The sequence below is a fragment of the Devosia sp. YIM 151766 genome (assembly GCF_030285925.1).
Taxonomy (GTDB): Bacteria; Pseudomonadota; Alphaproteobacteria; order Rhizobiales; family Devosiaceae; genus Devosia.
In genome coordinates, this window is the sequence record NZ_CP127251.1 from 3,117,399 (window position 1) to 3,141,293 (window position 23,895).

General features: G+C 63.9%; 26 protein-coding genes. 19 read left to right on the top strand and 7 right to left on the bottom strand.

From position 1 onward, the window contains the following. The 6 genes from ccmA to O9Z70_RS15320 all read left to right on the top strand — a co-directional run bounded on the left by ccmA (nt 1) and on the right by O9Z70_RS15320 (nt 3,060). Nucleotides 1–627, top strand: a complete 627-nt coding sequence (gene ccmA / locus O9Z70_RS15295) for a heme ABC exporter ATP-binding protein CcmA (protein WP_286020299.1) — start codon at nt 1–3, stop codon at nt 625–627. Next, nucleotides 624–1,289, top strand: a complete 666-nt coding sequence (gene ccmB, locus O9Z70_RS15300; protein WP_286020300.1) for a heme exporter protein CcmB — start codon at nt 624–626, stop codon at nt 1,287–1,289. The genes ccmA and ccmB overlap by 4 nt, the downstream gene beginning before the upstream one ends. A 120-nt stretch (nt 1,290–1,409) precedes the next feature. Continuing rightward, complete coding sequence (locus O9Z70_RS15305) at nt 1,410–2,174, top strand: heme ABC transporter permease (protein ID WP_286020301.1); 765 nt, start codon at nt 1,410–1,412, stop codon at nt 2,172–2,174. Further along, entirely contained in the window at nt 2,171–2,317 is a 147-nt protein-coding gene (ccmD, locus tag O9Z70_RS15310) for a heme exporter protein CcmD (protein WP_286020302.1), read from the top strand. Before O9Z70_RS15305 ends, ccmD begins: the two co-directional genes overlap by 4 nt. After that, a complete protein-coding gene (locus O9Z70_RS15315) occupies nt 2,317–2,850 on the top strand; it encodes a DsbE family thiol:disulfide interchange protein (RefSeq protein ID WP_286020303.1) in 534 nt (177 codons plus the stop codon). Before ccmD ends, O9Z70_RS15315 begins: the two co-directional genes overlap by 1 nt. A 69-nt stretch (nt 2,851–2,919) precedes the next feature. After that, nucleotides 2,920–3,060, top strand: coding sequence for a Flp family type IVb pilin (locus O9Z70_RS15320; RefSeq protein ID WP_286020304.1), 141 nt, complete (start codon nt 2,920–2,922; stop codon nt 3,058–3,060). A gap of 64 nt (nt 3,061–3,124) precedes the next feature. On the opposite strand, the gene O9Z70_RS15325 is transcribed toward O9Z70_RS15320, so the two are convergent. After that, complete coding sequence (locus O9Z70_RS15325) at nt 3,125–3,346, bottom strand: DUF1674 domain-containing protein (protein WP_286020305.1); 222 nt, start codon at nt 3,344–3,346, stop codon at nt 3,125–3,127. Between the two features lie 82 nt (nt 3,347–3,428). On the opposite strand from O9Z70_RS15325, the gene htpX reads away from it, so the two are divergent. From htpX to O9Z70_RS15360, 7 genes are all read left to right on the top strand, one after another. Then, nucleotides 3,429–4,412: a zinc metalloprotease HtpX gene (gene htpX, locus O9Z70_RS15330; RefSeq protein ID WP_286020306.1), complete on the top strand. Its 984-nt coding sequence runs from the start codon at nt 3,429–3,431 to the stop codon at nt 4,410–4,412. 9 nt (nt 4,413–4,421) lie between these two features. Further along, on the top strand, nt 4,422–5,723 hold the full coding sequence (locus O9Z70_RS15335; protein WP_286020307.1) for an RsmB/NOP family class I SAM-dependent RNA methyltransferase: 1,302 nt from the start codon (nt 4,422–4,424) through the stop codon (nt 5,721–5,723). A 107-nt stretch (nt 5,724–5,830) separates the two neighbouring features. Next, nucleotides 5,831–7,435: a heparinase II/III family protein gene (locus tag O9Z70_RS15340; protein WP_286020308.1), complete on the top strand. Its 1,605-nt coding sequence runs from the start codon at nt 5,831–5,833 to the stop codon at nt 7,433–7,435. A gap of 104 nt (nt 7,436–7,539) precedes the next feature. After that, nucleotides 7,540–9,123 carry a bifunctional phosphoribosylaminoimidazolecarboxamide formyltransferase/IMP cyclohydrolase gene (gene purH / locus O9Z70_RS15345; RefSeq protein WP_286020309.1) on the top strand — a complete coding sequence of 528 codons (1,584 nt, stop codon included), beginning with the start codon at nt 7,540–7,542 and terminating at the stop codon, nt 9,121–9,123. 131 nt (nt 9,124–9,254) lie between these two features. Further along, on the top strand, nt 9,255–10,598 hold the full coding sequence (locus O9Z70_RS15350) for a lipopolysaccharide biosynthesis protein (protein WP_286020310.1): 1,344 nt from the start codon (nt 9,255–9,257) through the stop codon (nt 10,596–10,598). A gap of 103 nt (nt 10,599–10,701) precedes the next feature. Further along, nucleotides 10,702–12,108: a 3-isopropylmalate dehydratase large subunit gene (leuC, locus tag O9Z70_RS15355; protein WP_286020311.1), complete on the top strand. Its 1,407-nt coding sequence runs from the start codon at nt 10,702–10,704 to the stop codon at nt 12,106–12,108. Beyond that, nucleotides 12,099–12,536 carry a metallopeptidase family protein gene (locus O9Z70_RS15360; RefSeq protein WP_286020312.1) on the top strand — a complete coding sequence of 146 codons (438 nt, stop codon included), beginning with the start codon at nt 12,099–12,101 and terminating at the stop codon, nt 12,534–12,536. Before leuC ends, O9Z70_RS15360 begins: the two co-directional genes overlap by 10 nt. Here O9Z70_RS15360 and O9Z70_RS15365 read toward each other — a convergent pair. Next, complete coding sequence (locus O9Z70_RS15365) at nt 12,533–12,913, bottom strand: hypothetical protein (RefSeq protein ID WP_286020313.1); 381 nt, start codon at nt 12,911–12,913, stop codon at nt 12,533–12,535. The genes O9Z70_RS15360 and O9Z70_RS15365 overlap by 4 nt on opposite strands. A gap of 219 nt (nt 12,914–13,132) precedes the next feature. On the opposite strand from O9Z70_RS15365, the gene rimM reads away from it, so the two are divergent. From rimM to O9Z70_RS15385, 4 genes are all read left to right on the top strand, one after another. Further along, nucleotides 13,133–13,672 carry a ribosome maturation factor RimM gene (rimM, locus tag O9Z70_RS15370; protein ID WP_286020314.1) on the top strand — a complete coding sequence of 180 codons (540 nt, stop codon included), beginning with the start codon at nt 13,133–13,135 and terminating at the stop codon, nt 13,670–13,672. After that, nucleotides 13,672–14,367 (top strand): tRNA (guanosine(37)-N1)-methyltransferase TrmD, encoded by a 696-nt coding sequence (gene trmD / locus O9Z70_RS15375; RefSeq protein ID WP_502870137.1) that lies wholly within the window; start codon nt 13,672–13,674, stop codon nt 14,365–14,367. The genes rimM and trmD overlap by 1 nt, the downstream gene beginning before the upstream one ends. A gap of 229 nt (nt 14,368–14,596) precedes the next feature. Then, the gene (gene rplS / locus O9Z70_RS15380; protein ID WP_286020315.1) at nt 14,597–15,163 is read left to right on the top strand and encodes a 50S ribosomal protein L19; all 567 of its coding nucleotides are present in this window, start codon (nt 14,597–14,599) and stop codon (nt 15,161–15,163) included. Nucleotides 15,164–15,348: 185 nt separating this feature from the next. Then, entirely contained in the window at nt 15,349–16,161 is an 813-nt protein-coding gene (locus tag O9Z70_RS15385; RefSeq protein ID WP_286020316.1) for an exodeoxyribonuclease III, read from the top strand. 72 nt (nt 16,162–16,233) lie between these two features. On the opposite strand, the gene O9Z70_RS15390 is transcribed toward O9Z70_RS15385, so the two are convergent. From O9Z70_RS15390 to O9Z70_RS15400, 3 genes are all read right to left on the bottom strand, one after another. Continuing rightward, nucleotides 16,234–16,692, bottom strand: coding sequence for a Crp/Fnr family transcriptional regulator (locus O9Z70_RS15390; protein WP_286020317.1), 459 nt, complete (start codon nt 16,690–16,692; stop codon nt 16,234–16,236). A 101-nt stretch (nt 16,693–16,793) separates the two neighbouring features. Continuing rightward, nucleotides 16,794–17,477, bottom strand: coding sequence for a response regulator transcription factor (locus tag O9Z70_RS15395; RefSeq protein WP_286020318.1), 684 nt, complete (start codon nt 17,475–17,477; stop codon nt 16,794–16,796). Between the two features lie 187 nt (nt 17,478–17,664). Then, nucleotides 17,665–18,366, bottom strand: a complete 702-nt coding sequence (locus O9Z70_RS15400) for a YggS family pyridoxal phosphate-dependent enzyme (RefSeq protein ID WP_286020319.1) — start codon at nt 18,364–18,366, stop codon at nt 17,665–17,667. Between the two features lie 132 nt (nt 18,367–18,498). Between O9Z70_RS15400 and leuS the strand changes: the two genes are divergently transcribed. Together leuS and holA are read left to right on the top strand one after the other, a co-directional pair. After that, nucleotides 18,499–21,111 carry a leucine--tRNA ligase gene (gene leuS, locus O9Z70_RS15405; protein WP_286020320.1) on the top strand — a complete coding sequence of 871 codons (2,613 nt, stop codon included), beginning with the start codon at nt 18,499–18,501 and terminating at the stop codon, nt 21,109–21,111. A 5-nt stretch (nt 21,112–21,116) separates the two neighbouring features. Continuing rightward, complete coding sequence (holA, locus tag O9Z70_RS15410; protein ID WP_286020321.1) at nt 21,117–22,139, top strand: DNA polymerase III subunit delta; 1,023 nt, start codon at nt 21,117–21,119, stop codon at nt 22,137–22,139. A 51-nt stretch (nt 22,140–22,190) separates the two neighbouring features. On the opposite strand, the gene O9Z70_RS15415 is transcribed toward holA, so the two are convergent. Both O9Z70_RS15415 and O9Z70_RS15420 read right to left on the bottom strand, forming a co-directional pair. Continuing rightward, nucleotides 22,191–23,069, bottom strand: a complete 879-nt coding sequence (locus tag O9Z70_RS15415; protein ID WP_286020322.1) for a ParB/RepB/Spo0J family partition protein — start codon at nt 23,067–23,069, stop codon at nt 22,191–22,193. Nucleotides 23,070–23,078: 9 nt separating this feature from the next. Next, complete coding sequence (locus tag O9Z70_RS15420; RefSeq protein ID WP_286020323.1) at nt 23,079–23,879, bottom strand: ParA family protein; 801 nt, start codon at nt 23,877–23,879, stop codon at nt 23,079–23,081. Nucleotides 23,880–23,895: the final 16 nt, after the last annotated feature.

Sequence of the window (23,895 nt, forward strand, 5' to 3'; positions counted from 1 at the left end):
ATGACGCAACGGCAAGTCCATTCGCAGTTTTTCCTTAAGGCGGAGGGCCTTGCTTGCGGCCGGGGCGAGCAGGTGCTCGTCAGCGATATCGCACTCGACCTCGCCCCCGGTGCCGGGTTGTTGCTGCGTGGGCCCAATGGCGCCGGCAAGTCCACCCTGCTTCTGACCCTGGCGGGTCTGCTGCCGCCGCTCGCCGGCCGGGTGGATTATCGCGGCCATGATCCCGACGAGGCGCCGCCGCTGCATTATTGCGGCCACCGGAACGGCGTCAGGCCCCGGCTCACCACCGCCGAAACCCTCGATTTCTGGGCCGCCATCAATGGCCGGACCGGCCTGCCGCCCTTAGAGGCGCTGGAAAAGGTGGGGTTGAGCAAAGCGGCAGCGCTCGATGCCGGCTATCTTTCCGCCGGGCAGCAGCGGCGGCTGGCCCTGGCCCGGCTGCTGGTATCGCGCCGGCCGCTCTGGCTGCTCGATGAGCCAACGGCCGCGCTGGATGCCGAGGGCCACAGACTCGTTGCCGATCTGGTCGGGGCGCATCTGGCCGCAGGCGGCATCGCGGTGATCGCCACCCATGACGATATCGCCGTATCCGGCCTCGTCACCCTGACGCTGGGGACGCAGCCATGAGCGGCTTCCGCGCCATTCTGCGCCGCGAATTGCGGCTGGCGCTGACCGGCAGCGGCGAGATACTGACTTTGCTGCTGTTTTTCATCATCACCGGGGCGTTGGTGCCTTTCGCCGTCGGCCCGGACAAGGAATTGCTGGCCCGCATCGCGCCGGGCATCGTCTGGATCGCCGCATTCCTGTCGATGCTGCTCGGCCTCGACCGCCTGTTCCGCCCCGACCGCGAGGACGGCACGCTGGCGCTCTACCGCCTCGCCGACCTGCCGCTTGCGGCAGTCATTGCCGCAAAAGTGATCAGTCATTGGCTGACCTGCGCCCTGCCCCTGATCATCGCCTCGCCGTTCCTGGCGCTGATCCTCGCCATGGATATGGAGACGTTCTGGCGCACGCTGCTGTCGCTGCTGCTCGGCACCCCGGCATTGGCCGCCTTCGGCACGTTCGGTGCTGCGGTCACCATGGCCATAAGGCGCGGCGGCCTGCTCGCCCCCATCCTTGTCGCCCCCCTCTCGGTGCCGGTGCTGATCTTCGGCGTCGGCGCCATCGCCCCCATGGGCGGCCCCGACCAGGCCGGCGCCGCCCTGCTCTTTCTTGCGGCACTCAGTCTCATCTCGGTCAGCCTGTCTCCCTTTGCCGCCGCTCTTGCGATAGATTGGGGGGAAGAGTAGCGCCCCTACCCGCCAAGACTTCATGGTGAGTGTGTCGAACCATGAGGTCTTGGCGTGAGCACATTGAGTAAGACCTGGTCCTTCGACACGCCCGGGACGAGGTCTATGGGAAAGGCCCCAATGACGATCGAAAACGCCGCATCCAAAATGCGCTGGTGGGACAAGCTGGCCCATCCCGGCCAGTTCCTGACCTGGACCCGGCCGCTGGTCTGGCCGCTGGCGGTGCTGACAATCCTGCTCTTCGCGCTGGGCTTCTATTTCGCCTTCTTCAATTCCCCGGCCGATTACCAGATGGGCGACACCGTGCGCATCATGTATGTGCATGTGCCCACCGCCTGGCTCAGCCAGTTCGTCTATGGCGCCATGGCCGTTTCGGCCTTGGGCACGCTGGTCTGGCGCCATCCTATGGCCGATGTCTCCATGAAAGCCGCCGCCCCGCTTGGCGCCGCCTTCACCGCCATGGCCCTGTTCACCGGCTCGATGTGGGGCCGCCCCACCTGGGGCACGTTCTGGGAATGGGACGGGCGCATGACCTCGACCCTGATCCTGTTATTCATCTATCTCGGCATCGTGGCGCTGTGGCGCGCCTTCGACGACCAATTGCGCGCCGCCCGCGTCATTGCCATCTTCACCCTGGTGGGCGCGGTCAATGTGCCGATCATCAAGTTTTCCGTCGACTGGTGGAGTACGCTGCACCAGCCGGCCAGCGTCTTTCGCCCCGATGGCCCCACCATGCCCGGCTCGCTGCTGACCCCGCTTTTCCTTATGTTTTTCGCCTTCACATTCCTGTTCGTTACCCTGCAATTGGTGTCCATGCGCACCGAAGTGCGCCGCCGCCGGATGATGACGCTGGAACGCAAGGCCGCGCGGGAGGCCGGGGCATGATCGAATTGGGTCAACACGCCACCTTCATCGCCGCCGCCTATATCGGGGTCTTTGCCGGCATTGCCGCGCTGATCCTGTGGACCATCCTCGACAGCCGCCGCGTCTCGGCCCGGCTGGAGCAATTGGGGGACAAGCGCGGCTGATGCGGTATGTCTTCTTCGTCCTGCCGCTGGTGGCCCTGGTGGCCTTGGTCGCCATCTTCGCCTTGTCCATCGACCGCGACGCCAATCTCGTCCGCTCGGTGCTGATCGACAAGCCGGTGCCGCAATTCGCCTTGGCGGCGGTGGACGGCCTCGACATGCCCGGTTTCGACAATGCCGCGCTGACCGGCGAGCCGACCGTGGTCAACGTCTTCGCCTCCTGGTGCATTCCCTGCCGCGACGAGCACCCGCTGCTCGAAAGCCTGAAGGCCGAAACCGGCATCCGTCTTTTCGGCATCAACCATTCCGACGCGCCCGAAAATGCCCGCGCCTTCCTCGCCGAACTGGGCAATCCCTATGATGCGGTGGGCGCCGATCGCGACCGCCGCACCTCCATCGATTGGGGCGTCTATGGCGTGCCCGAGACTTTTCTCGTCGATGCGGCGGGCATCATCGTCTACAAGCATGTCGGCCCGCTGACCCCCCTGGCCATCGAAACCGAGCTGCTTCCCGCCATTGCCGGGCTCAAAGGCTGAGCCGTTCAGCTTTCATTCAGCTTTGTCGCGCCATTTTGCCGATATCGGGTTTGTTGAAGAGATATTGTTTTGCGTTTGTTGAAGAATTTCATCCGCGACCAGCGGGGCGTCAGCGTCATCGAATATGGTCTGATTGCCGCCATTCTGACGGTCGCCACCACTTTCGCCGTCTCCGCAGCCGGCTACAATATTACCGACATTCTGGGCTAGCGCCCTCTCCGCTCGTCACCCTCGTGCGCTTGACGCGAGGGCTCTTGCGGCAGCCTCGCCGCTCTCAGAAATCGCTGGTCAGGCCCTTGATCTCCCAATCGCCATAGCGGCCCGGCTCCAGTCCGCCGCGGCCGCCTTTTTCCTTGGGCGCCATGGCACTGGCGGCGTCGATGGCCTGGCGGCGGGCTTCCGCCTCGGCCAAAGCCCGCTGCGCCGCCGGCGACAGGACCTTGATTTCCGGCGCTTCGATCCCGGTTTCCTTCTCGTCCATATCCGTTTCCGACATTACACTTCGTTCATCCGCTTGCGTGGAACCTTGCGACACCCAACATAAGTGGTCGAAAGATCCAACCCAAGGGGTTCGACCAATGTTCAATGCCTTTCGCACCTTTGTCCTGCTCGCGGGAATGACCGCGCTCTTCATGGTGGTGGGCTATTTCCTCGGCGGCACCGGCGGCATGATGATCGCGCTGGCCTTCGCCGCCGTCACCAATCTCTTCGCCTATTGGAATTCCGACAAGATGGTGCTGCGCATGCAGAATGCCGTCCCGGTCGAACGCTCCCGTGCCCCCGAACTGCATGACATGGTGGACGTGCTGTCCCGGCGCGCCGGCATTCCCACGCCTGCCGTCTATGTCATCGAGACCGACCAACCCAATGCCTTCGCCACTGGCCGCGACCCCAACAATGCCGCCGTGGCCGTGTCCTCGGGCCTGTTGCGCCAGCTCGATCCGCGCGAGGTCGCCGGCGTCGTCGCCCATGAACTGGCCCATATCAGGAACCGCGATACCCTGACCATGACCATCACCGCCACCCTGGCCGGCGCCATTTCCGCCCTGGCCCAGTTCGGGCTGTTGTTTGGCGGCGGCAACAGGCGCGACAATCCGTTGGGCGGCATCGGTGCCTTGCTGATGGTGTTCCTGGCCCCGGTCGCCGCCATGGTCGTGCAGATGGCGGTGAGCCGCACCCGCGAATACGAGGCCGACAAGGACGGCGCCGTAATTGCCGGCGATCCGCTGGCCCTGGCCTCGGCGCTGCACAAGATCGCCGCCCTGACCGGGCGGCAGGTCAATGTCGCGGCCGAACGCAATCCCGCCATGGCCCATATGTATATCGTCAATCCGCTGAGCGGCGCGCGGATGGACAATCTGTTCTCCACCCATCCGGATACCGGCAACCGCATCGCCGCGCTGCAAAAGCTTGCAGGCGAGATGCGCCTGGAGGATAAGGGGCCCGACCCCCAGCCCCGTCCCCGCCCCGCCTCCGGCGGCCGCGATATCGGCGGCGGCTGGCGCGTACCGACCGTGGGGCGCACCGGCGACGATGGCGGTGCGCGCGGTCCCTGGGGATAGAATTTCATCGTGGCGCATAAACCCGATCCGGCGGGGCTCAAGCTTCGTCTCATTGCCGCCCGACGGTTGAAAGCCGTGCTGGGCGGCGAGCATTTTTCGCCTTTCAACGCCGCCGACCTGCCGGACGGCCGCGACCGGGCGCTGGCCAATCGGCTGATCACCACCGCCCTGCGGCGCCATGGCCAGATCGACGCCATGCTGGCCGAATTGCTGGAAAAGGGCCTGCCGCCGCGCTCGGGCAGTTTCGAGGCGATATTGCGCCTGTCGCTGGCGCAATTGGTATTCCTGCCCGATCTCGGGGCCCATAGCGCCCTGTTCCTCGCCGTCGAGGCGGTCAAGCGCGACAACAAGGCCCGCCATCTCTCCGGCCTGATGAACGCGGTCCTGCGCCGGGCCCAGGCCAATTCGGCCCGTTACGGGCTGATGGACGAGGCCCTGTTGCTGCCCGAAGCCGTGCGGCAGCGCTGGACCGAGATTTACGGCAGCGCCGCGGTCTCGCGCTTTGCCGAGGCGCTGATCGCCGGGGCGCCGCTCGACCTGACCCTGCGCGACGACGACCAAGACCTGATCGAGGCTCTGGCCGCCGAACCGCTCCTGGCCGATTCGGTGCGGCTCGAAAACCGCGACCGCCCGGTCGAGGCCCTGCCCGGCTATGATGCAGGCCGATTCTGGGTGCAGGACGCCGCCTCCGCCATTCCGGCGCGCCTTCTTGGCCTCGAGCCCGGCAGCAACGTGCTCGACCTCTGCGCCGCTCCCGGCGGCAAGACGGCGCAATTGCTCAAGGCGGGCTACAAGGTCACGGCGCTGGACAATGACAGGGCGCGGCTGGACCGCCTGCGCGCCAATATGGAGCGGCTCGGCTATGCGCCTCATATGGTCGAGGCCGATGCCGGCAATTACGCTCCTTCCAGCACGTTCAAGGGCGTCCTGCTCGACGCCCCCTGTTCGGCCACCGGCACTTTCCGCCGCCATCCCGAAGTGCTCTGGCGCCGCTCTGCCAGCGACATTGCCAGCCGGGTCCGGCTGCAGCAAGGGCTGCTCACCAATGCCTTCCGCTGCCTCGAACCGGGCGGCACGCTGCTCTATTGCACCTGCTCGCTGGAACCGGAAGAAGGCGAATCGCAGGTGGATTGGGCGCTCAATGCCTTGCCCGGGCTCGAACTTTTCCCCATAAGGCCGCAAGAACTGCCCGGCCTCCCCCAGGCGGTGACCTCAGGCGGGCTCGTCCGCACCCATCCGGGCATGACGCCCGGCAGCGGAAATGCCGGCATGGACGGGTTCTTCGTAGCGCGATTCAGCCGGACAGGCTAAATGCTAGGCAAGGGCCGTCGAGGGGCGACGACGGCAGATATCGAACGGATGAGATTGGCCTTCATGTGCAGCAATGCCTCCGCACCGGATTCGGTGGAGCGCGAAACATGAGCGGGCGGTTGATCGGAACCGGACGTCAATTGGCGTTCGGCCTGGCCGACCAATTGGTTACCATGCCGCTGCTGCGCTGGACCTGGCGCGGCCAGGGCGACATTGCCTTTGCCGGGGACCTGCCCGATTTCCGCCCCTCCGACCGCGAGGCGGTGCGCGACATGATGTCGGGCCGCTATCTGCTGGCCTCCAAGCTGTTCGAGACCGGGGGCGCTTCGCCCTTCTCGCTCGATGTCGACCATCCCGACTGGTGGAACAATCTGCACGCCTTTTCCTGGCTGCGGCATTTCCGCGACGTGCGCGATCCCGGCGAAAAGCTGTTCGCCCGCACCCTGGTGCTGGACTGGATCGGCCGCGAGGGCCAGTTCGAGCATGACAGCTGGACCTTGACCCTGACCGCACAACGCGTGCTCAACTGGCTCCGGCACCTGTCGCTGCTGCTCGATGGCGCCACGCCCGACCAGGCCCGCACCATCCAGCGCAGCCTCGGCACCCAGGTGCAGAGCCTGCGGGTGCGCGGGTCCCTGGCCGCCGATCCGGTGGAAACCCTCTTTGCCGCCATCGGCCTGCTCGGCGCCGAATTATGCAATGTCGCCGACGTGCCCGATATCGACCCGGCCGTCGCCCGGCTCGATGCCGCTCTGGCCCGGCAGCTCGACCATGACGGCCTGCACCTGTCGCGCAATCCGAAATTGCAGCTGTCGCTGCTGACCGAGCTGACCAGCCTCAAGCGCGCCCTGGGCCGGCATGGCAGCCCGGTCATGGCGGAATTGGCCAATCGCATCGACCGCATGCATGAGGCCCTGGATGCCCTGACGCTGTCGAGCGGCGAGCCGGCCTATTTCAACAATGGCGGCCAGGTGCCCCACGACATTCTGGTGGCGGTGCAGGCCAATGGTCCCAATCCCTCCCGGCACTCGCAGCTTCTGGGCGGCTATGGCATCGTTCGCGCCGGCAACAGCGTGATCGTCGCCGATTCCGGCCTGCTGCCGCCCCATGGCTTCGACCATGACGCCCATGCCGGGGCGCTGGCCTTCGAATTCTCCCATGGCAGCGAATTGATCCTGGGCTCCTGCGGCCCGGCGCCTTCCGACATGCCCGAAAGCCGCGACCTGTTCCGCCAGGGTATCGCTCATTCGGCCCCCACCATCGATGCCGAGGATGCCGTCGCCCGGGGGCGCAAGACGCCGCCCATGATCCTCGACAATGCCGAGCACATGCTGGCCATGACCAGCGCCGGCTATGCCAATGCCTTCGGCGCCGAGATCGAACGGCGGCTGACGCTGCTGTCGGAAGGCACTACCCTGGTCGGCCAGGACCGCATCGTCTCTGCAAGCGATACGCCCAGCGGACGGCTGGCCATCCGTTTCCATCTCGGGCCCGGCATCATGGTGCGGCGCAGCGGCAGCGAGGGCATGGCCCGGCTGGTCCTGTCCAATGGCATGGTCTGGAGCTTTCTCTGGGAAGGCGCCGAATTCCACGAGGAGGACAGCGTGCGCCAATCCTCCTATGTCGGCTTTCACCGCACCCGCCAATTGGTGCTGGAAACCGACGTCCTGCCCGGCGCCGAAGTCGCCTGGATCTTCACGCTCGAACAGTAAAGCGGGCCTGCCGAGCGGCCAGGCCCGAAAAACCATTGGCCTTCGGGTCTCTTCATGCTAGCGAGCCGGCCAAATCCTCCTCAATTGACGGCGAGACACATCCCATGGGCAAGACGGTAACGGTCGGGCGGGCGCTGCTTTCGGTTTTCGACAAATCCGGCATGGCGGATTTCGCCCGGGGACTGGCCGAAGCCGGGGTGGAACTGGTTTCGACCGGCGGCACCCAGCGGCTGATTGCCGAAGCAGGCCTGCCGGTCCGTGAAATCGCCGATCTCACCGGCTTTCCCGAGATGATGGATGGCCGCGTCAAGACGCTGCACCCCAAAGTGCATGGCGGCCTGCTCGCCGTGCGCGACAATGCCGAGCACCGGGCGGCGATGCAGGCCCACGATATCGGTCCCATCGACCTGGTCGCGGTCAACCTTTACCCTTTCGAAAAGACGGTCGCCTCCGGCGCGTCTTACGACGAGATCATCGAGAATATCGATATTGGCGGTCCGGCAATGGTGCGCTCGGCGGCCAAGAACCACGCCTATGTCACGATCGTCGTCGATCCGGCCGATTATCCCGCCATTCTCGAGGCCATCAGATCAGGCGGCATTCCCTTCGCGCTGCGCCAGAAGCTCGCGGCCAAGGCCTATGCCCGCACCGCCGCCTATGACAGCTTTATTTCCGCCTGGTTCGCCAGGGAAATCGGCTTTGACGACGCCACCTATCGCAGCTTTGCCGGCACGCTCAGCGAAGTTATGCGCTATGGCGAAAACCCGCATCAATGGGCCGCCTTCTACAAGAATGGCGACATGCGCCCCGGCGTGGCCACCGCCATTCAGGTGCAGGGCAAGACGCTCTCCTACAACAATATCAACGATACCGACGCCGCTTTCGAGCTGGTCAGCGAATTCGACCCCGCCGAGAGTGCCGCCGTCGCCATCATCAAGCACGCCAATCCCTGCGGCGTGGCATTGGCCGGCGATCTGAAGAGCGCCTATCAGAAGGCGCTGCGCACCGACCCGGTCTCGGCCTTTGGCGGCATCGTCGCCTGCAATCGCGAAATCGACGCCGCAACCGCCACGGAAATCGTCAAGGTCTTCACCGAGGTGATCGTCGCGCCCGCTGCCACCCAGGAAGCCCAGAACATCATTGCCGCCAAGAAGAACCTGCGCCTCTTGCTGACCGGCGGCGTCGCCGATGCCAAGGCCGAGGGGCTGACGGTGAAATCGGTGGCCGGGGGCCTGCTGGTGCAGGGCCGCGACAACCGCAATGTCGACGATTGCGAGCTGAAGGTCGTCACCAGGCGCCAGCCGACCGAACAGGAACTGATCGACCTCAAGCTCGCCGCCAAGGTGGCCAAGCACGTCAAGTCCAATGCCATCATCTATGTCAAGGACGGCGCCACCGCCGGCATCGGCGCCGGGCAGATGTCCCGGGTGGATTCCGCCCGCGTCGCCCATCGCAAATCGATCGATGCCGCCGAAGCAGCCGGCCTCGACGCCGCCTTGACCCTGGGCTCGGTCGTCGCCTCCGACGCCTTTTTTCCCTTCGCCGATGGCCTCGAAGCCCTGGTGGCCGCCGGCGCGACGGCGGTGATCCAGCCGGGCGGCTCCATGCGCGACGATGAAGTGATTGCCGCCGCCGACGCGGCCGGCATCGCCATGGTCATGACCGGGATGCGCCATTTCCGGCACTGATGGCTCCCCGGCGCGGGCGCCGGGTTACCGAAATGTAATCTGCGCTCCGCCGGACGGTAAGAGCTTCTTGAGCATCATCATGCCAGTATGGATTGCCGCGCCTGGATTCCGACGGCAGACGAGGCTGGTCGATGCGGCTCGAAATTCCCCATGATCTCAATGAATTGCTCCGCTCGGGCCTGTGGCGCTCGATCGGGTCGCTGGGCATCAAGGTGGCGACGGCTGGCCTGACCTATCTCACCTATGTCGTGCTCGCCCGTACGCAGACCCCCGACGAATATGGCCATTTTGCCTTCGGCCTGGCCTTGGCGACGGTGCTGGCCATCCTGGCCGGCGCCGGACAGCCGCTGACGGTGATGCGGCTCTGGGCGCAATTGCGCAGCCGGGGCGATGCGACTGGCGCCAGAAAGGCCGTGGCGGCGGGCTCGGCCCTGACCATCGGCGCCAGCCTGGCCGTATCGGCGCTGCTCTGTCTGGCGACGCTCCTCTATCTGCCCTTCGTGCCGCCGGGCGAGACGGCCAACCATTTCTTTGCCGCCGCCATCATCATCCTGCCCCTGGCGCTGGCCGAATATAATTCCGCCGCCCTGCGGGCCCAGGGCTCGCTCTGGACCGCTTTGTTGCCGCGCGACATTTTCTGGCGGCTGGCTTTGCCGGCGGCGATCCTGGGACTGTTCTGGATTGGGCAGGTGCTGAGCGGGCCCGACGCGCTGGCGCTGGCGGCGGCGCTGCTGCTGTTCATACTGGCGCTGCAAATGCTGACGGCGGCGCGCCAGGACTATGCCATCTGGCCGGCTTTGACGCCGCTAAGGCCGCATTGGCGCAATTGGGGCGGCCTCAGCTTCTGGCTGCTGCTGGGCGCGCTTATCGAAACGGTGGCGCTCAACGCCGATATCATCCTGGTCGGGCTGATGCTGGATCTGGAAAGTGCGGGCCTCTATTTCAACGCCTTCCGCACCGCCGGATTGATGACGCTCTTCACCTTCGCCATGGAACTGGTCATCGCCCCCATGGTCGCCGAACATTATCATATGGGCAATATGCGCAAGGCCCAGGCCATCACCGCGCTCTGCGCCTGGGCCGGCTTCGCCTTTTCACTGGCCATCTTTGCCGGCTTCGCCCTGTTCGGCGACGTCATTCTCGGCCTGTTCGGGCCGAGCTATGAAGGGGGCTGGCTGATCCTGCTGCTCCTGTCCTTCGGCCTGCTCTTCGATGCCCTGACCGGCCCCTCCAAGATCGTCATGATGATGACCGGCCACGAGCGCGCCTATGTGGCGATTTTCGGGGCCGTCACCCTCCTGGGCCTCTTGGTACAAATCGCCGTGATCCCCGGCTTCGGCATATTGGGCGCCGCCCTCGCCAATATGGGGGCCCGCATACTCGCCCAGGTCAGCATTGCGCTCTGGTGCCGCTTCCGCATCGGCCTCGATACCAGCCTATTGGGGATCTTCGCTCTGCCCAAGGCTGCCGGCTGAGCCAGGCCGTGCAGCCGTACCCATGAGTACGCTTATGCTTGACCCCCGCCATGGCTTCGCATTAGAACCAATCCAAACTTCATTCCTGCTCGGACACCCGTAAATGACCAAGCCCCGCACGCTCTACGACAAAATCTGGGACGACCATCTGGTCCAGAACAACGAGGACGGGACCAGCCTGCTCTATATCGACCGGCATCTGGTGCATGAAGTGACCAGTCCGCAGGCCTTCGAGGGCCTGCGCCTGAACAACCGCAAGGTGCGCCATCCCGAGCGTACGCTGGCCGTGGTCGACCACAATGTGCCCACCACCGACCGCTCGCTGCCCAATCCCGACCCGGAAAGCGCCATCCAGATTGCCGCGCTGGCGGAAAACACCCGGGATTTCGGCATCGAATATTACGACCCGTTCGATCACCGCCAGGGCATCGTGCATATTGTGGGTCCCGAGCAGGGCTTCACGCTGCCGGGCATGACCATCGTTTGCGGCGACAGCCATACCTCCACCCATGGCGCTTTTGGCGCCCTGGCCCATGGCATCGGCACTTCGGAAGTGGAGCACGTGCTGGCGACGCAGACGCTGATCCAGCAAAAGGCCAAGAACATGCTGGTCCGCGTCGACGGGCAATTGCCCGAAGGCGTCACCGCCAAGGACATCATCCTGGCCATTATCGGCGAGATCGGCACGGCCGGCGGCAATGGCCATGTCATCGAATTCGCCGGCGAAGCCATCCGTTCGCTATCGATGGAAGGCCGCATGACCGTCTGCAACATGACCATCGAGGGCGGCGCCCGCGCCGGCCTGATCGCGCCCGACGAAAAAACCTTCGCCTATGTCAAGGATCGTCCCCGCGCCCCCAAGGGCGAGGCCTTCGACATGGCCGTCGACTATTGGAAGACCCTCTATACCGACGAGGGCGCCCATTACGACAAGGTCGTGGTGCTCGACGCCGCCAAGCTGCCGCCCATCGTGTCCTGGGGCTCCTCGCCCGAAGACGTGATCTCGGTCCAGGGCATCGTGCCCAATCCCGACGACATCGCCGACGAAACCAAGCGCGCCTCCAAGTGGCGGGCGTTGGAATATATGGGCCTGCAGCCCGGTACCCCGATCACAGACATCAAGCTCGATCGCGTCTTTGTCGGCTCCTGCACCAATGGCCGCATCGAAGACCTGCGCGCTGCCGCCGCCGTGATCAAGGGCCGCAAAGTGGCCAGCCACGTCTCGGCCATGGTGGTTCCTGGTTCGGGCCTGGTGAAGGCACAGGCCGAGCAGGAAGGCCTCGACGTGTTGTTCAAGGAGGCCGGTTTCGAATGGCGCGAACCGGGCTGTTCCATGTGCCTGGCGATGAACCCGGACAAGCTGGCGCCGGGCGAACGCTGCGCCTCGACCTCCAACCGCAATTTCGAGGGCCGCCAGGGTTTCAAGGGCCGCACCCATCTGGTATCGCCGGCCATGGCCAGCGCCGCCGCCATTGCCGGCCACTTCGTCGACATTCGCGAGTGGCAGTAACCGGCACGGACTGGTCGGGGCAGCGCGCCCCCTCCCTCGACGATTTCGAGGCCTTGGCGAGCCATGCGCTCGCCAACCTCCCCGAGCCCTTCAAGTCGCTCGCCGCCGATGTCACCTGCTCGGTGGCCGAATTTGCCGAGGACGACGTGCTGGAGGGCTTCGGCATGGACAGCCCGTTCGAACTGATGGGCCTGTTCTCCGGCGTCGGCATGACCGAGGACGGCGCCGTGCCCCAGACCGGGCAATTGCCCAATAATGTTTTGCTCTATCGCCGCGCCATTCTCGATTACTGGGCCGAGCACGATGACAATTCGCTGGGCGAGATCGTCACCCATGTGCTGATCCATGAGCTTGGCCACCATTTCGGCTTTTCCGACGAGGAAATGGAAGCCATCGAAGTGGCGGCGGAAGCCGGGGACGGCGGTTAGAAGCCGCGATTTTCTGGCTTTGGCCCTTCGGTGACGATACTGGCCGGCTTCTTGGCGGCATCCGTGGTCTCGCCGGCGCCGTCGCGCGCCACGAACTCGAATTCCGCCTCATTGCCGCCGGAAGGATCGTCCGAGACCCGGAGGGCCAGCTTGCCCTCTTCAAGCGCCGCGAACCATTCCTCCCAGCTCACCAGCCGGAAGCCGCCGACCCGGTCGGGGCCTTCATTACCATCCGAATTCAGCGCATGCTGGCCGAAGGTGAGTTGCAGGATGGTGCGGTTCTGTGTGCCATCGGGCACATCCATCAGCAGGGGATTGCCGCCGCGGGCTTCCACCCATTGGCGGATGGCGTCGTGGTCGGTGAGAATCTGGGACATGGCAGGCTCCATTGCACGTGCTGGAGAAAGCGCGCAGGGCGTGCAAGGTTCCGTGACCGAACCAGGAAGAATGCCATGCCCAAGCCGGGAGCGGGTCTGTCCATGTCATGCCGGCCGTTCCCAAAGGCGTCATCGGCCCGGCGCCAGGAAGCGAGCCCTATTTGCGCGCCGTGCCGGGACTGGTAAGGAGCGGCAAGGCTCTTTGGCAAAGGCATTTCCATGACCGGAAAAACCAACCGCATCCTCCTGGGCAAGATCGGCGCCGCCCATGGCATCAAGGGCGAGGTCCGCATCGCCTCGCACACCCAGAATCCCGAAGCCATCGCCGCCTATGGCCCGCTCGAAACCGACCGGCCGGGCCTGACCGTCACTATCGAAAATGCGCGGCTCAGCAAGACTGTCCTCATCGCCCGCATCAGGGACGTGCGCGACCGCAACGCCGCCGAGGCGCTTAACGGCGTTTCGCTGTTCATCGCCCGCGACCGGCTGCCCGAAACCGAGGATGAGGACGATTTTTACCATGCCGACCTGATCGGGCTCGATGCCCGGCTCGTCGATAGCGGCACCTCTATCGGGGAAGTGCTCGCCCTGCACAATTACGGCGCCGGCGACCTCATCGAGGTGCGCGACCCGCGCTCCGGCGACACCTTCCTTTACCCGTTCACCCGGGCGGTGGTGCCCGATATCCGCATTGCAGAGGGCTATCTGACCATTGCTCCGCCCCTCGATGCCGATCCGGGCGCGGAAGAACCGCCCTGATGTTCGCCGCCGATATCATCACGCTGTTTCCCGAACTGTTTCCCGGCCCGCTTGGCGCCTCGGTGCTGGGGCGCGGGCTCGATGACGGGCTTTGGCGCCTGCGGGCGACCCAATTGCGGGACTTTGCCGAGGATCGGCACCGCACCGTCGACGACACGCCCTCGGGCGGCGGCGCCGGCATGGTGCTGAAGTCCGATATCCTCGCCCGGGCCATCGATGCCATCGCGCCACAAGCCGACCCGCGCCCCCGCATCCTGATGTCGCCGCGCGGCACCCCGCTGACGCAGCACCGCGCCCGCCAGCTGGCCGAAGGCCCCGGCGCCGTCCTAATCTGCGGCCGTTTCGAGGGCGTCGACCAGCGCGTCATCGAGGCCCGCAATCTCGAGGAAATCTCCATCGGCGATTATGTACTGGCCGGCGGCGAAACCGCCGCCATGGTGCTGCTGGAAGCCGTGGTGCGGCTGATCCCCGGCGTACTCGGGGCGCTCGACAGCCGCGACGAGGAAAGCTTTGAAAACGGCCTGCTCGAATATCCGCAATATACCAGGCCGCAAATGTTCGAGGGCCGCGAAATCCCGCCTGTCCTGGTCTCGGGCGACCATGGGCGGATCGCCAAATGGCGGCACGAACAATCTCTGGCACTGACCCGGGCGCGGCGGCCGGATCTGTTGAGGAAGAACGACGATCTCCCATAGACCTCATCGACAGGCTCGGGATGAGGTCCTCGGGATAAGCGCAAACGCCAACTAACACTGGACTCTTGCCCCGTTTTCTCCTATGAGCCGCCCATTCGCGAGGCTGGCGTTTCGGACCGCCGCGCGGCAAGACCAAGAAGACTGCCCTTCCGTTACCAACCAAGACCGGGCGACGGGGCCGCAAGGCCCGCACAGAGTCGCTCCATTGAAAAGATCGAACGGATCGAACATGACCAATATTATCCAACAGCTCGAAGCCGAGCAGGTCGCCGAACTGGCCGCCAAGCGCGAACTTCCCGAATTCACCCATGGCGACACCGTCAAGGTGTGGGTCAAGATTCGCGAAGGCGAAAAGGAACGCCTGCAGGCCTATGAAGGCGTGGTGATCGCCCGCTCCGGCGGCGGCATCATGGAAAGCTTCACCGTCCGCAAGATTTCCTACGGCGAAGGCGTGGAACGCGTATTCCCGATCTACTCGCCCAATGTCGCCTCCGTGGAAGTGATCAAGCGCGGCAAGGTCCGGCGCGCCAAGCTCTATTACCTGCGCGACCGTCGCGGCAAGTCGGCTCGTATCTTCGAATCGACCAATTCGCGCACCAAAAAGATCGAAGCCTCCGAGCGCAGCGCCGCTCAGGCCGCCAAGGAAGCCCGCGAAGCTGAAAAGATCGCCGCCGCCGAGGCCTTTGCCGCCGAACAGGCCGCCAAGGACGCGGAAGCCGCAGCCGCAGCCGCTGCTGCCGAGCAGGAAGCCGCCGCGACTGAAGCTGCCACCGAAGGCGAAGCCAAGAGCGAATAAACCGCTCGGCATCTGGAATGGAAAAGCCCGGCCGTCGCGCCGGGCTTTTTGTTTGAACCGGATTGACGCGGCGCCATGACGCATCTGCCGACGCACCCTGCGCCAGCCGGCATTTCCGGCTTTACCCCCGCCGCCGGCTTGGCGATAACAGGCCTGCCCGCCTAACGATTCCCCCGGATGCCGCCATGACCCATTCCATCGTCACCTGGAACATCAATTCAGTCCGCCTGCGTCTGGGCATGGTTCTGGACTTCCTGCAGCAATATCAGCCCGACGTGCTGATGCTGCAGGAGATCAAATGCACCAATGATCAATTCCCCGCCAATGCCTTCAGCGAGGCCGGCTATCCGCACCAGGCGGTGCATGGACAGAAGGGCTATCACGGCGTCGCCATCATCTCGAAATTTCCGCTGACCGACATTTCGAGCCGCGTCTTCTGCGAAATTCCCGAATCGCGCCACGTCTCCGCCCTGGTGGATCTGGGCCATGGCCCCTTCACCTTGCACAATTTCTACATTCCCGCCGGCGGCGACGAGCCCGATCCGCTGATCAACCCCAAATTCAAGCACAAACTGGGTTTCCTCGACGAGCTCAAGACCTGGTTCACTGAGCCCCTGTTCCAGCGCGGCCATCTCATTGCCGGCGATTTCAACATCGCCCCGCATGAAAACGACGTCTGGAGCCACAAGCAGTTGCTCAAAGTGGTCAGCCATACGCCGATCGAAACCGAAGCGCTTAACGCCCTGCTCGCCGGCGGCCATGGCTGGGTCGACCTGGTGCGCAAGCACGTGCCCTACGATCAGAAACTCTATTCCTGGTGGAGCTATCGCAGCCCCGATTGGAACAATGCCGACAAGGGACGGCGCCTCGACCATATCTGGTCCACCGCCGACATTGCCGAGCGCTCCATCGGCGCCGAAATCATCCGCCCCGCCCGCGGCTGGACCGACAAGCCATCGGACCACGTCCCGGTCATCGCCAGATTCGTGCGGCCGTAGCACGCCAAACGGAAATCCTCGGAACATGGCCTTGGTATCGGCAGGCGCGAATACGGGCGTTGGCCGGCGGTCCTAAGCGCCCTTCATCTTCCGCTTCAGCGGCTCCAGCGCATGCATATAGCGTCCGAGCTCCTGCTCGATCCGTTGCGCGGCGCGGGCGGCCAGTTCGGGATATTGCCGGGCGAGCTTGAGGAAAGCCGAACGCGGCACGAACAGCATTTCGCAATCGGTGACGGCGGTGAAGGTCACCGGACGCGGCTTGTCGATGATGAGGGAGGTCGGCGAGATGACGCTGCCGGCTTCACTCAGGGCATAGGGCTTGCCGGCTTCCGCGCCTTCATGCCGGGCCCTGATCGTGCCCTCGATCAGCACATAGGCGCCTTGCGGCACCTCTCCGGCTTGGTAGATGACGGCATCGGCCGCGAAATGCCGGCGGTCGCCGGCAAAGCCGAGCATGCGCAATTGCTCGTCATCGCAGATGTCGAAGAAATCGGCCTGGGCCAGAACCAAGGCCGCATCGTCCATTCTCATGAGAACCAGACCCGGATGCGCCACAGCCGCCCTGCGGGAAGCGGGCGACTGTGCAAGCTATAAGTCAGTTCTTGCCGGAAATGAACACGCCCATCCCTTTATCAGGGGACAAGCCGATAGCCGCCATCCTCGGTCACCAGCAGCCGTGCATTGGACGGGTCGCGCTCGATCTTCTGCCGTAGCCGGTAGATATGGGTTTCGAGGGTGTGGGTGGTGACGCGGTTATTATAGCCCCAAACCTCCTTGAGCAGAATATCGCGGGTAATGGTCTTGGGGCCCTGCCGGTAAAGATATTTCAAAATCGAAGTTTCCTTGTCGGTCAGGCGCACCTTGATGCCGTCATTGGTCTCCAGCAGCTTGGCCGCCGGCTGGAAGCTGTATTGCCCGATGGTGAACACCGCGTCCTCGCTCTGGTCGCGCTGTCGCAGCGCGGCATTGATCCGCGCCAGCAAGACCGGATAGCGGAAGGGCTTGGTGAGATAATCGTTGGCCCCGGCTTCGAAGCCCTTGATCTCGTCGGCATCGGTATCGTGGCCGGTCAGCATCAGTACCGGGCTCTTATAGCCTTCCTGACGCATTATCTTGATCGCCTCGCGACCATCCATATCCGGTAGCCCGACATCGAGAATGGTCAGTTCCACATTGTTTTCGCGCACCGCTTGCAGCGCGTCATTGGCCGTTGCAGCCTGAAGCACGTCAAATTCCGGTTCGGCCTTGAGCTGCTCCACCAAGGTCTGGCGCAGATCCGCGTCGTCGTCCACGACAAGGATGCGTCGCTTGTTCATTGTTTTCTCCGGTCTTTTCCGTCGTGACCGACCAAGGTCACATTATTGCGACCGGTTTTTGGCCAGCCAATCACATCGACGTTATTCAACGGCGGCAACGCGCGACCGGGGGCAAAAGTTGCAGCGTCGAACTGTGTCGGAGGGCAAATCGCTCCAGTAGCGCGATTGGAAGCCGGAGGGCTGAGCGCTATGCCCGAATGGCGCTCGCCTCCACCGCCCGCTGCCCGAACAGCGCCGATCCCACTCTTACATGAGTGGCGCCCATGGCAATGGCGGTTTCGAAGTCGCCGCTCATGCCCATCGACAACTGCTCGACCGCCGCCGCCCGGCCGAGCCTGGCCAGATGCGCGAAATACGGCCCAGGCGGTTGGCCATCGGGCGGAATGCACATCAGCCCGACGATTTCGAGCCCATGCAGGTCGCGGCAGCGGCGGACGAAATCCAGGGTCTCCGCAACCGGAATCCCCGCCTTTTGCTCCTCGCCGCCGATATTGACCTGCACGAAACAGGGCAGGCTCTTACCCGCCCGCTGCATTTCCTGGGCAAGAATGCTGGCGAGCCTGTCGCGATCGACTGATTCGATCACATCGAACAAAGCCACCGCCTCCCGCGCCTTGTTGGTTTGCAGCGGGCCGATGAGATGGAGCTCGATATCCGGATAGGCCGCCCGGAGCGCCGGCCATTTGACCTTGGCCTCCTGCACCCGGTTTTCCCCGAAGACCCGTTGGCCGGCCTGTAGAAACGGCTCGATGGCCACCGCCGGAAAGGTCTTGGACACCGCGACCAGTTGGACCGATTCGGGCGGCGCGCCGAAACGGCGGCGGGCCTTTTCCATGCGATTGGCAATATCGTCGAGCGCGGTTTGGGCGCTTGCGGCGCTCTCGGCCATGAGACGGCCCCGTTTCTGTTGACCTGATAGGGGATTTCTGATGATGGTCCGGTAACCAAAATCCCCTGAAAACGCAAGCTGCGCCGCCCTTTGCGGCAAGCCCCGGCGTTACATCTTGCAAGGACGACACCAGTGAGCGGCGAACGCTACAATCCGCGTGAAAGCGAACCGAAATGGCAGAAGGTCTGGGACGAGCGGCAGAGCTTCGTCACTGCCAATGATGACCCGCGCGAGCCCTATTACGTCCTCGAGATGTTCCCCTATCCTTCCGGCCGCATCCATATGGGCCATGTGCGCAATTATTCCATGGGCGACGTGGTCGCCCGCTATCACCGCGCCAAGGGCAAGAATGTGCTGCACCCCATGGGCTGGGACGCTTTCGGCCTGCCGGCGGAAAATGCTGCCATCGAGCGCAATATCCATCCCGGCACCTGGACCTATTCCAATATCGAGGCGATGAAGAAGCAGCTCAAGTCGATGGGCCTGTCCATCGACTGGACCCGCGAAATCGCCACCTGCTCGCCCGATTATTACCGGCATCAGCAGGCCATGTTCATTGATATGCTGGAAGCTGGGCTGGCTACCCGCAAAAGCTCCAAGGTCAATTGGGACCCGGTCGACATGACCGTCCTGGCCAATGAACAGGTGATCGACGGCAAGGGCTGGCGCTCCGGCGCCCCCGTCGAACAGCGCGAGCTGACCCAATGGTTCTTCAAGATCGCCGATTTCGCCGAAGAGCTGCTGAGCGCTCTCGACGGCCTCACCGATTGGCCGGAAAAGGTGCGCCTGATGCAGCGCAACTGGATCGGCAAGTCGGAAGGCTTGCGCATCCTGTTCGAAATCCTGCCCAACGGGAAGAACGACGCCAATTCGGTCGAGGTCTTCACCACCCGGCCGGACACCATTTTCGGCGCCTCGTTCATCGCGCTGTCGCCCGACCACAAGCTGAGCGCCGCTTTGGCGGCCGGCAATCCTGAACTGGCTGAATTCATTGCCGAATTCCACCGTCAGGGCACGGCGACGGAGACGCTGGAAAAGGCCGAAAAGAAGGGCATCTTCACCGGGCTGACTGTCAAGCATCCGGTCATCGAGGGCGCCACCCTGCCAATTTATGTCGCCAATTTCGTGCTGATGGATTACGGCACCGGCGCCATTTTCGGCTGCCCGGCCCATGACCAGCGCGATCTCGACTTCGCGCGCAAATATGACCTGCCGGTCATCCCGGTCGTATTGCCGCCCGGCGCCGATCCCGCCAGTTTTACGGTGGCGGACGAGGCCTATATGGAGGCCGGCACCATCTTCAATTCCGCTTTTCTCGATGGTCTTTCCATCGACGAGGCCAAGCGCGAGATCGGTGAATATTTCGGCGCCCGCCTTGTCGAGGGTAAACCGCAAGGCGCGGTGGAGATCAATTACCGTCTGCGTGACTGGGGCATTTCGCGCCAGCGCTATTGGGGCTGTCCCATTCCGGTGATCCATTGCCAGGTCTGCGGCACCATTCCCGTGCCCAAGAAGGACCTGCCGGTCGTGCTGCCCGACGATGTCAGCTTCGACAAGCCGGGCAATGCGCTGGACCACCACCCGACCTGGAAGCATGTCGACTGCCCGCAATGCGGCGGCGCGGCGCGGCGCGAAACCGACACCATGGACACATTCGTGGATTCGTCCTGGTATTTCGTCCGCTTCACTGCCCCCGATGCCGATACGCCCACCATTCCCGGGATTGCCGACCGCTGGCTGCCGGTGGACCAATATATCGGCGGCATCGAGCACGCCATTCTGCACCTGCTCTATTCGCGCTACTTCACCCGCGCCATGAAGGCCACCGGCCATGTCGGCCTGGACGAGCCCTTCAAGGGCCTGTTCACCCAGGGCATGGTGACCCATGAGACCTATAAGTCCGAGACCGGCGAATGGGTGGCGCCGGTGGATATCGTCTTCGACACCAATGGCGAGCAGCGCCTCGCCCGCCACGCCGCCAATGGCGCGCCGATCACCATCGGCTCGGTCGAAAAGATGAGCAAATCCAAGAAGAACGTCGTCGATCCCGACGAGATTGTCGCCGGTTACGGCGCCGACACCGCGCGCTGGTTCATGTTGTCGGATTCTCCGCCGGAACGCGATGTGCAATGGACCGAAGCCGGCGTCGAAGGCGCCAGCCGCTTCCAGCAGCGCGTCTGGCGCCTGGTTCAGGACATTGTCGGAATTGCCAAACAGTCTCCAGACGTTGTTGCTGAAAATGACGCCAATGCTCTGGGCTTGCGCAAGATCATTCACCGAGCGATCGCCGGTGTTGGCGAGGATATCGAAGATCTCAGCTTCAACCGCGCCGTGGCGCGCATCTACGAGCTGACCAATGCCTTGGCCAAGGCCAAGGATAGCGGGGCGAACGATCCGGCAATGGCCATGGCTCTGACCGAAGGCATTACTGCTTTGATCTTGTTGATCAATCCGATGATGCCACATCTGGCGGAAAGCTGCTGGGAGGCGCTGGGCAAGCAGGGATTGGTCGCCGATGCAAGTTGGCCGGAGGTCGATCCGGCTCTGCTGGTCGATGACGCGGTTACCCTGCCGATCCAGATCAATGGCAAGCGCCGCGCCGAGATCAATGTCGCCAAGGGCCTGCCCGCCCCCGAGGTGGAAGCCCTGGTCCTGGCATTGGAGCCGGTACAAAAGGCTTTGGCCGGGTCGACGCCGAAAAAGATCGTGGTCGTGCCCGACCGCATCGTCAATATCGTCGTCTAGCCCCGATGACCGCGCTCAAGGCCCATGAGGTCGCCCGCTATCTGGCGCGCCCCGATCTGGACGAGGGTATTTTCCTCGCCTATGGGCCCGATAGCGGCCTGGTTCGCGAGACGGCCCAGCGCCTGATCCGAAAATTGACCGGCGACGATCCCGCTTCGGCCAATATCACCATCTTTGACGGGCCGGAGCTGGCATCCGACCCGTCGCAATTGCTCCTGGAAGCCCGCTCCGACTCGCTTTTCGGCGGCAAGCGCATTATCAGGGTGCGCAACGCCACCAAGGCCCTAGTCCTGCCGCTGACCGAGCTGCGCGACGATCCCGGCGGCACCGCCATCGTGCTGGAAGCCGACAATCTGCCGCCCCGCGACGCCCTGCGTGCGCTGATCGAGGCCGCCAAGCTGGGTCGCGCCCTGCCCTGCTATCCCGATTCCGACGAGACCCTGATGGCCTTGATGCGGGAGACCTTCAATCAGGCCGGCATTCGCGCCGATGCTGATGTCGCTCCCACCCTGCGCGAGATCCTCGGCAACGACCGCGAGGTGACCCGCAGGGAGCTGGAAAAGCTGACCCTATATGCCGCAGCCAGCAAGACGCTGACCCGCGACGATGTGCTGCTGCTCTGCGCCGACAATGGCGCCTTGGCTGTGGATGCCATTCTGGACGCCACCGGCGGCGGCCATGCCGAAAAACTGGAACTGGCCCTCAACCGGGCCCTTGCCGCCAATATAAATCCGCAGCAATTGCTGGCGATGCTGACCAATCATTTCGCCAATCTCCGCCGCTGGCGCACCGAAGTGGATGCCGGAAAGCCAGCTCGCGCCGTGCTCGACGGGTTGAGACCCAAACCGCATTTTTCTCGAATCGGGGCGCTGGAGCAGCAATTGCGGCTCTGGACCGATGCCGCCCTGACGACAGCCAGCGAAAGGCTTCTGCAAGCCACATCCGATACCAGACGGCGTCCGGCCTTGTCAGAGACCATGCTTCGCCGAACCACGCTGGCCCTCTGCATGCTCGCCGCGGCGCATTAACACCGCGTTTTTCTGCGCGGTTTCACGTGGAACAGCAGATAATTCAGGCGCTTACCTGGTTCTGCCCGTCAAACGCAGGCAGAGATCGTCCAATTGTTCGAGCGTCCTATAGCGGATTTCGAGCTTGCCACCGCGTTCGGAATGGTTGAGCGCCACGCTCAGGCCCAAAGTGTCGGCGAGACGCCGTTCCAGCGCCAACGTATCGGCATCGCGCTGCTCATCATTGTCAGATAAAGGTTTGCGCCGAGGCAGGTCACGCTGCTGGCTGAGAGCTTCGGCCTCGCGCACCGACAAACCCTTATCGACGATCTGGCGCGCCAGGCCCGCCGGGTCCTCGACGGTGATCAGGGTCCGTGCATGCCCGGCCGTCAACGTGCCGCTGGCCACCATGCCCCGCACATCCTCCGGCAGGCGCAGCAGCCGAAGCGTATTGGCGACATGCGAGCGGCTCTTGCCGATGACCTGCGCCAGGTCCTGTTGCGTATATTCGAATTGCTCGATCAACTGGCCATAACCCATGGCCTCTTCCAGCGGGTTGAGGTCGGCGCGCTGCACATTCTCGATAATGGCGAGCTCCAGCGCCTCCTTGTCGTCGACCTCACGAATAATGACCGGAACGTCATGCAAGCCGGCCTTCTGCGCCGCCCGCCAGCGCCGTTCGCCGGCGATCAGCTCGAAAATATTCGGGTCCTCGCTCGGGCGCACCAATAAAGGTGACATCACGCCCTTTTCCCGGATCGAATTGGTCAGCTCTTCCAGCTGCTCGGCATCGAAAGAGCGGCGCGGATTGGCGCGATTGGCGATGATGAAATCGACCGGCAGTCTTTTGCTGCCCGATCCCGATTCGGTGACCCTGGCACCTTCCATCACGGCCATATCGCCGATCAATGCCGCCAGGCCCCGCCCCAGTCGCGTCGGTTTGTCGGTCATTATCGGCTCCTAGGCTGCATTCAGCCGCCGTTCGCGGCGGATCACTTCGGTGGCAAGGCGCAGATAGGCCTGGCTGCCGGCACATTTGAGGTCATAAAGCAGCGCCGGCTTGCCATAGGATGGCGCTTCCGACAGCCGCACATTGCGCGGGATCACCGTATCATAGACCAGCTCGCCCATTTCGCTGCGCACATCGGCCAGCACCTGTTCGGACAGATTGTTGCGCTTGTCGAACATGGTCATGACCACGCCCTGAATGGAGAGCCGCGGATTGAGCGTCGAGCGAATCTGCTCGATGGTCTGCAGCAATTGGCTGAGCCCCTCCAGCGCGAAGAATTCGCATTGCAGCGGCACCAGCACCGCATCGGCGGCCACTAATGAATTGACCGTCAGCAAGTTCAGCGATGGCGGGCAATCGATCAGAATATAGCTGACCGGCTGATCGTTGATACGCAATGCGCTCATATCCTTGACGGCATTGCGTAATTTGAACGCGCGATCAGCATGGCCGGCAATGGTCAGCTCGACGCCGAGCAGGTCCATGGTCGAGGGAACGATCGCCACATTGGGCACGCTGGTCATGATGGCCGCTTCCGGCACGCTGGCCTCGCCGACCAGCACATCATAGGCCGAGACAGCCCGCTCGGTCCGGGAAATGCCGAGCCCGGTGGAGGCATTGCCCTGCGGATCGAGATCGATAATGAGCACGCGCTCACCGATTGCCGCCAGGGCGGTGGCGAGATTGATCGCCGTCGTGGTTTTGCCCACGCCACCCTTCTGATTGGCCAAAGTCAAAATCCGGGGTGCCAAATTGGCCTCCGTATGC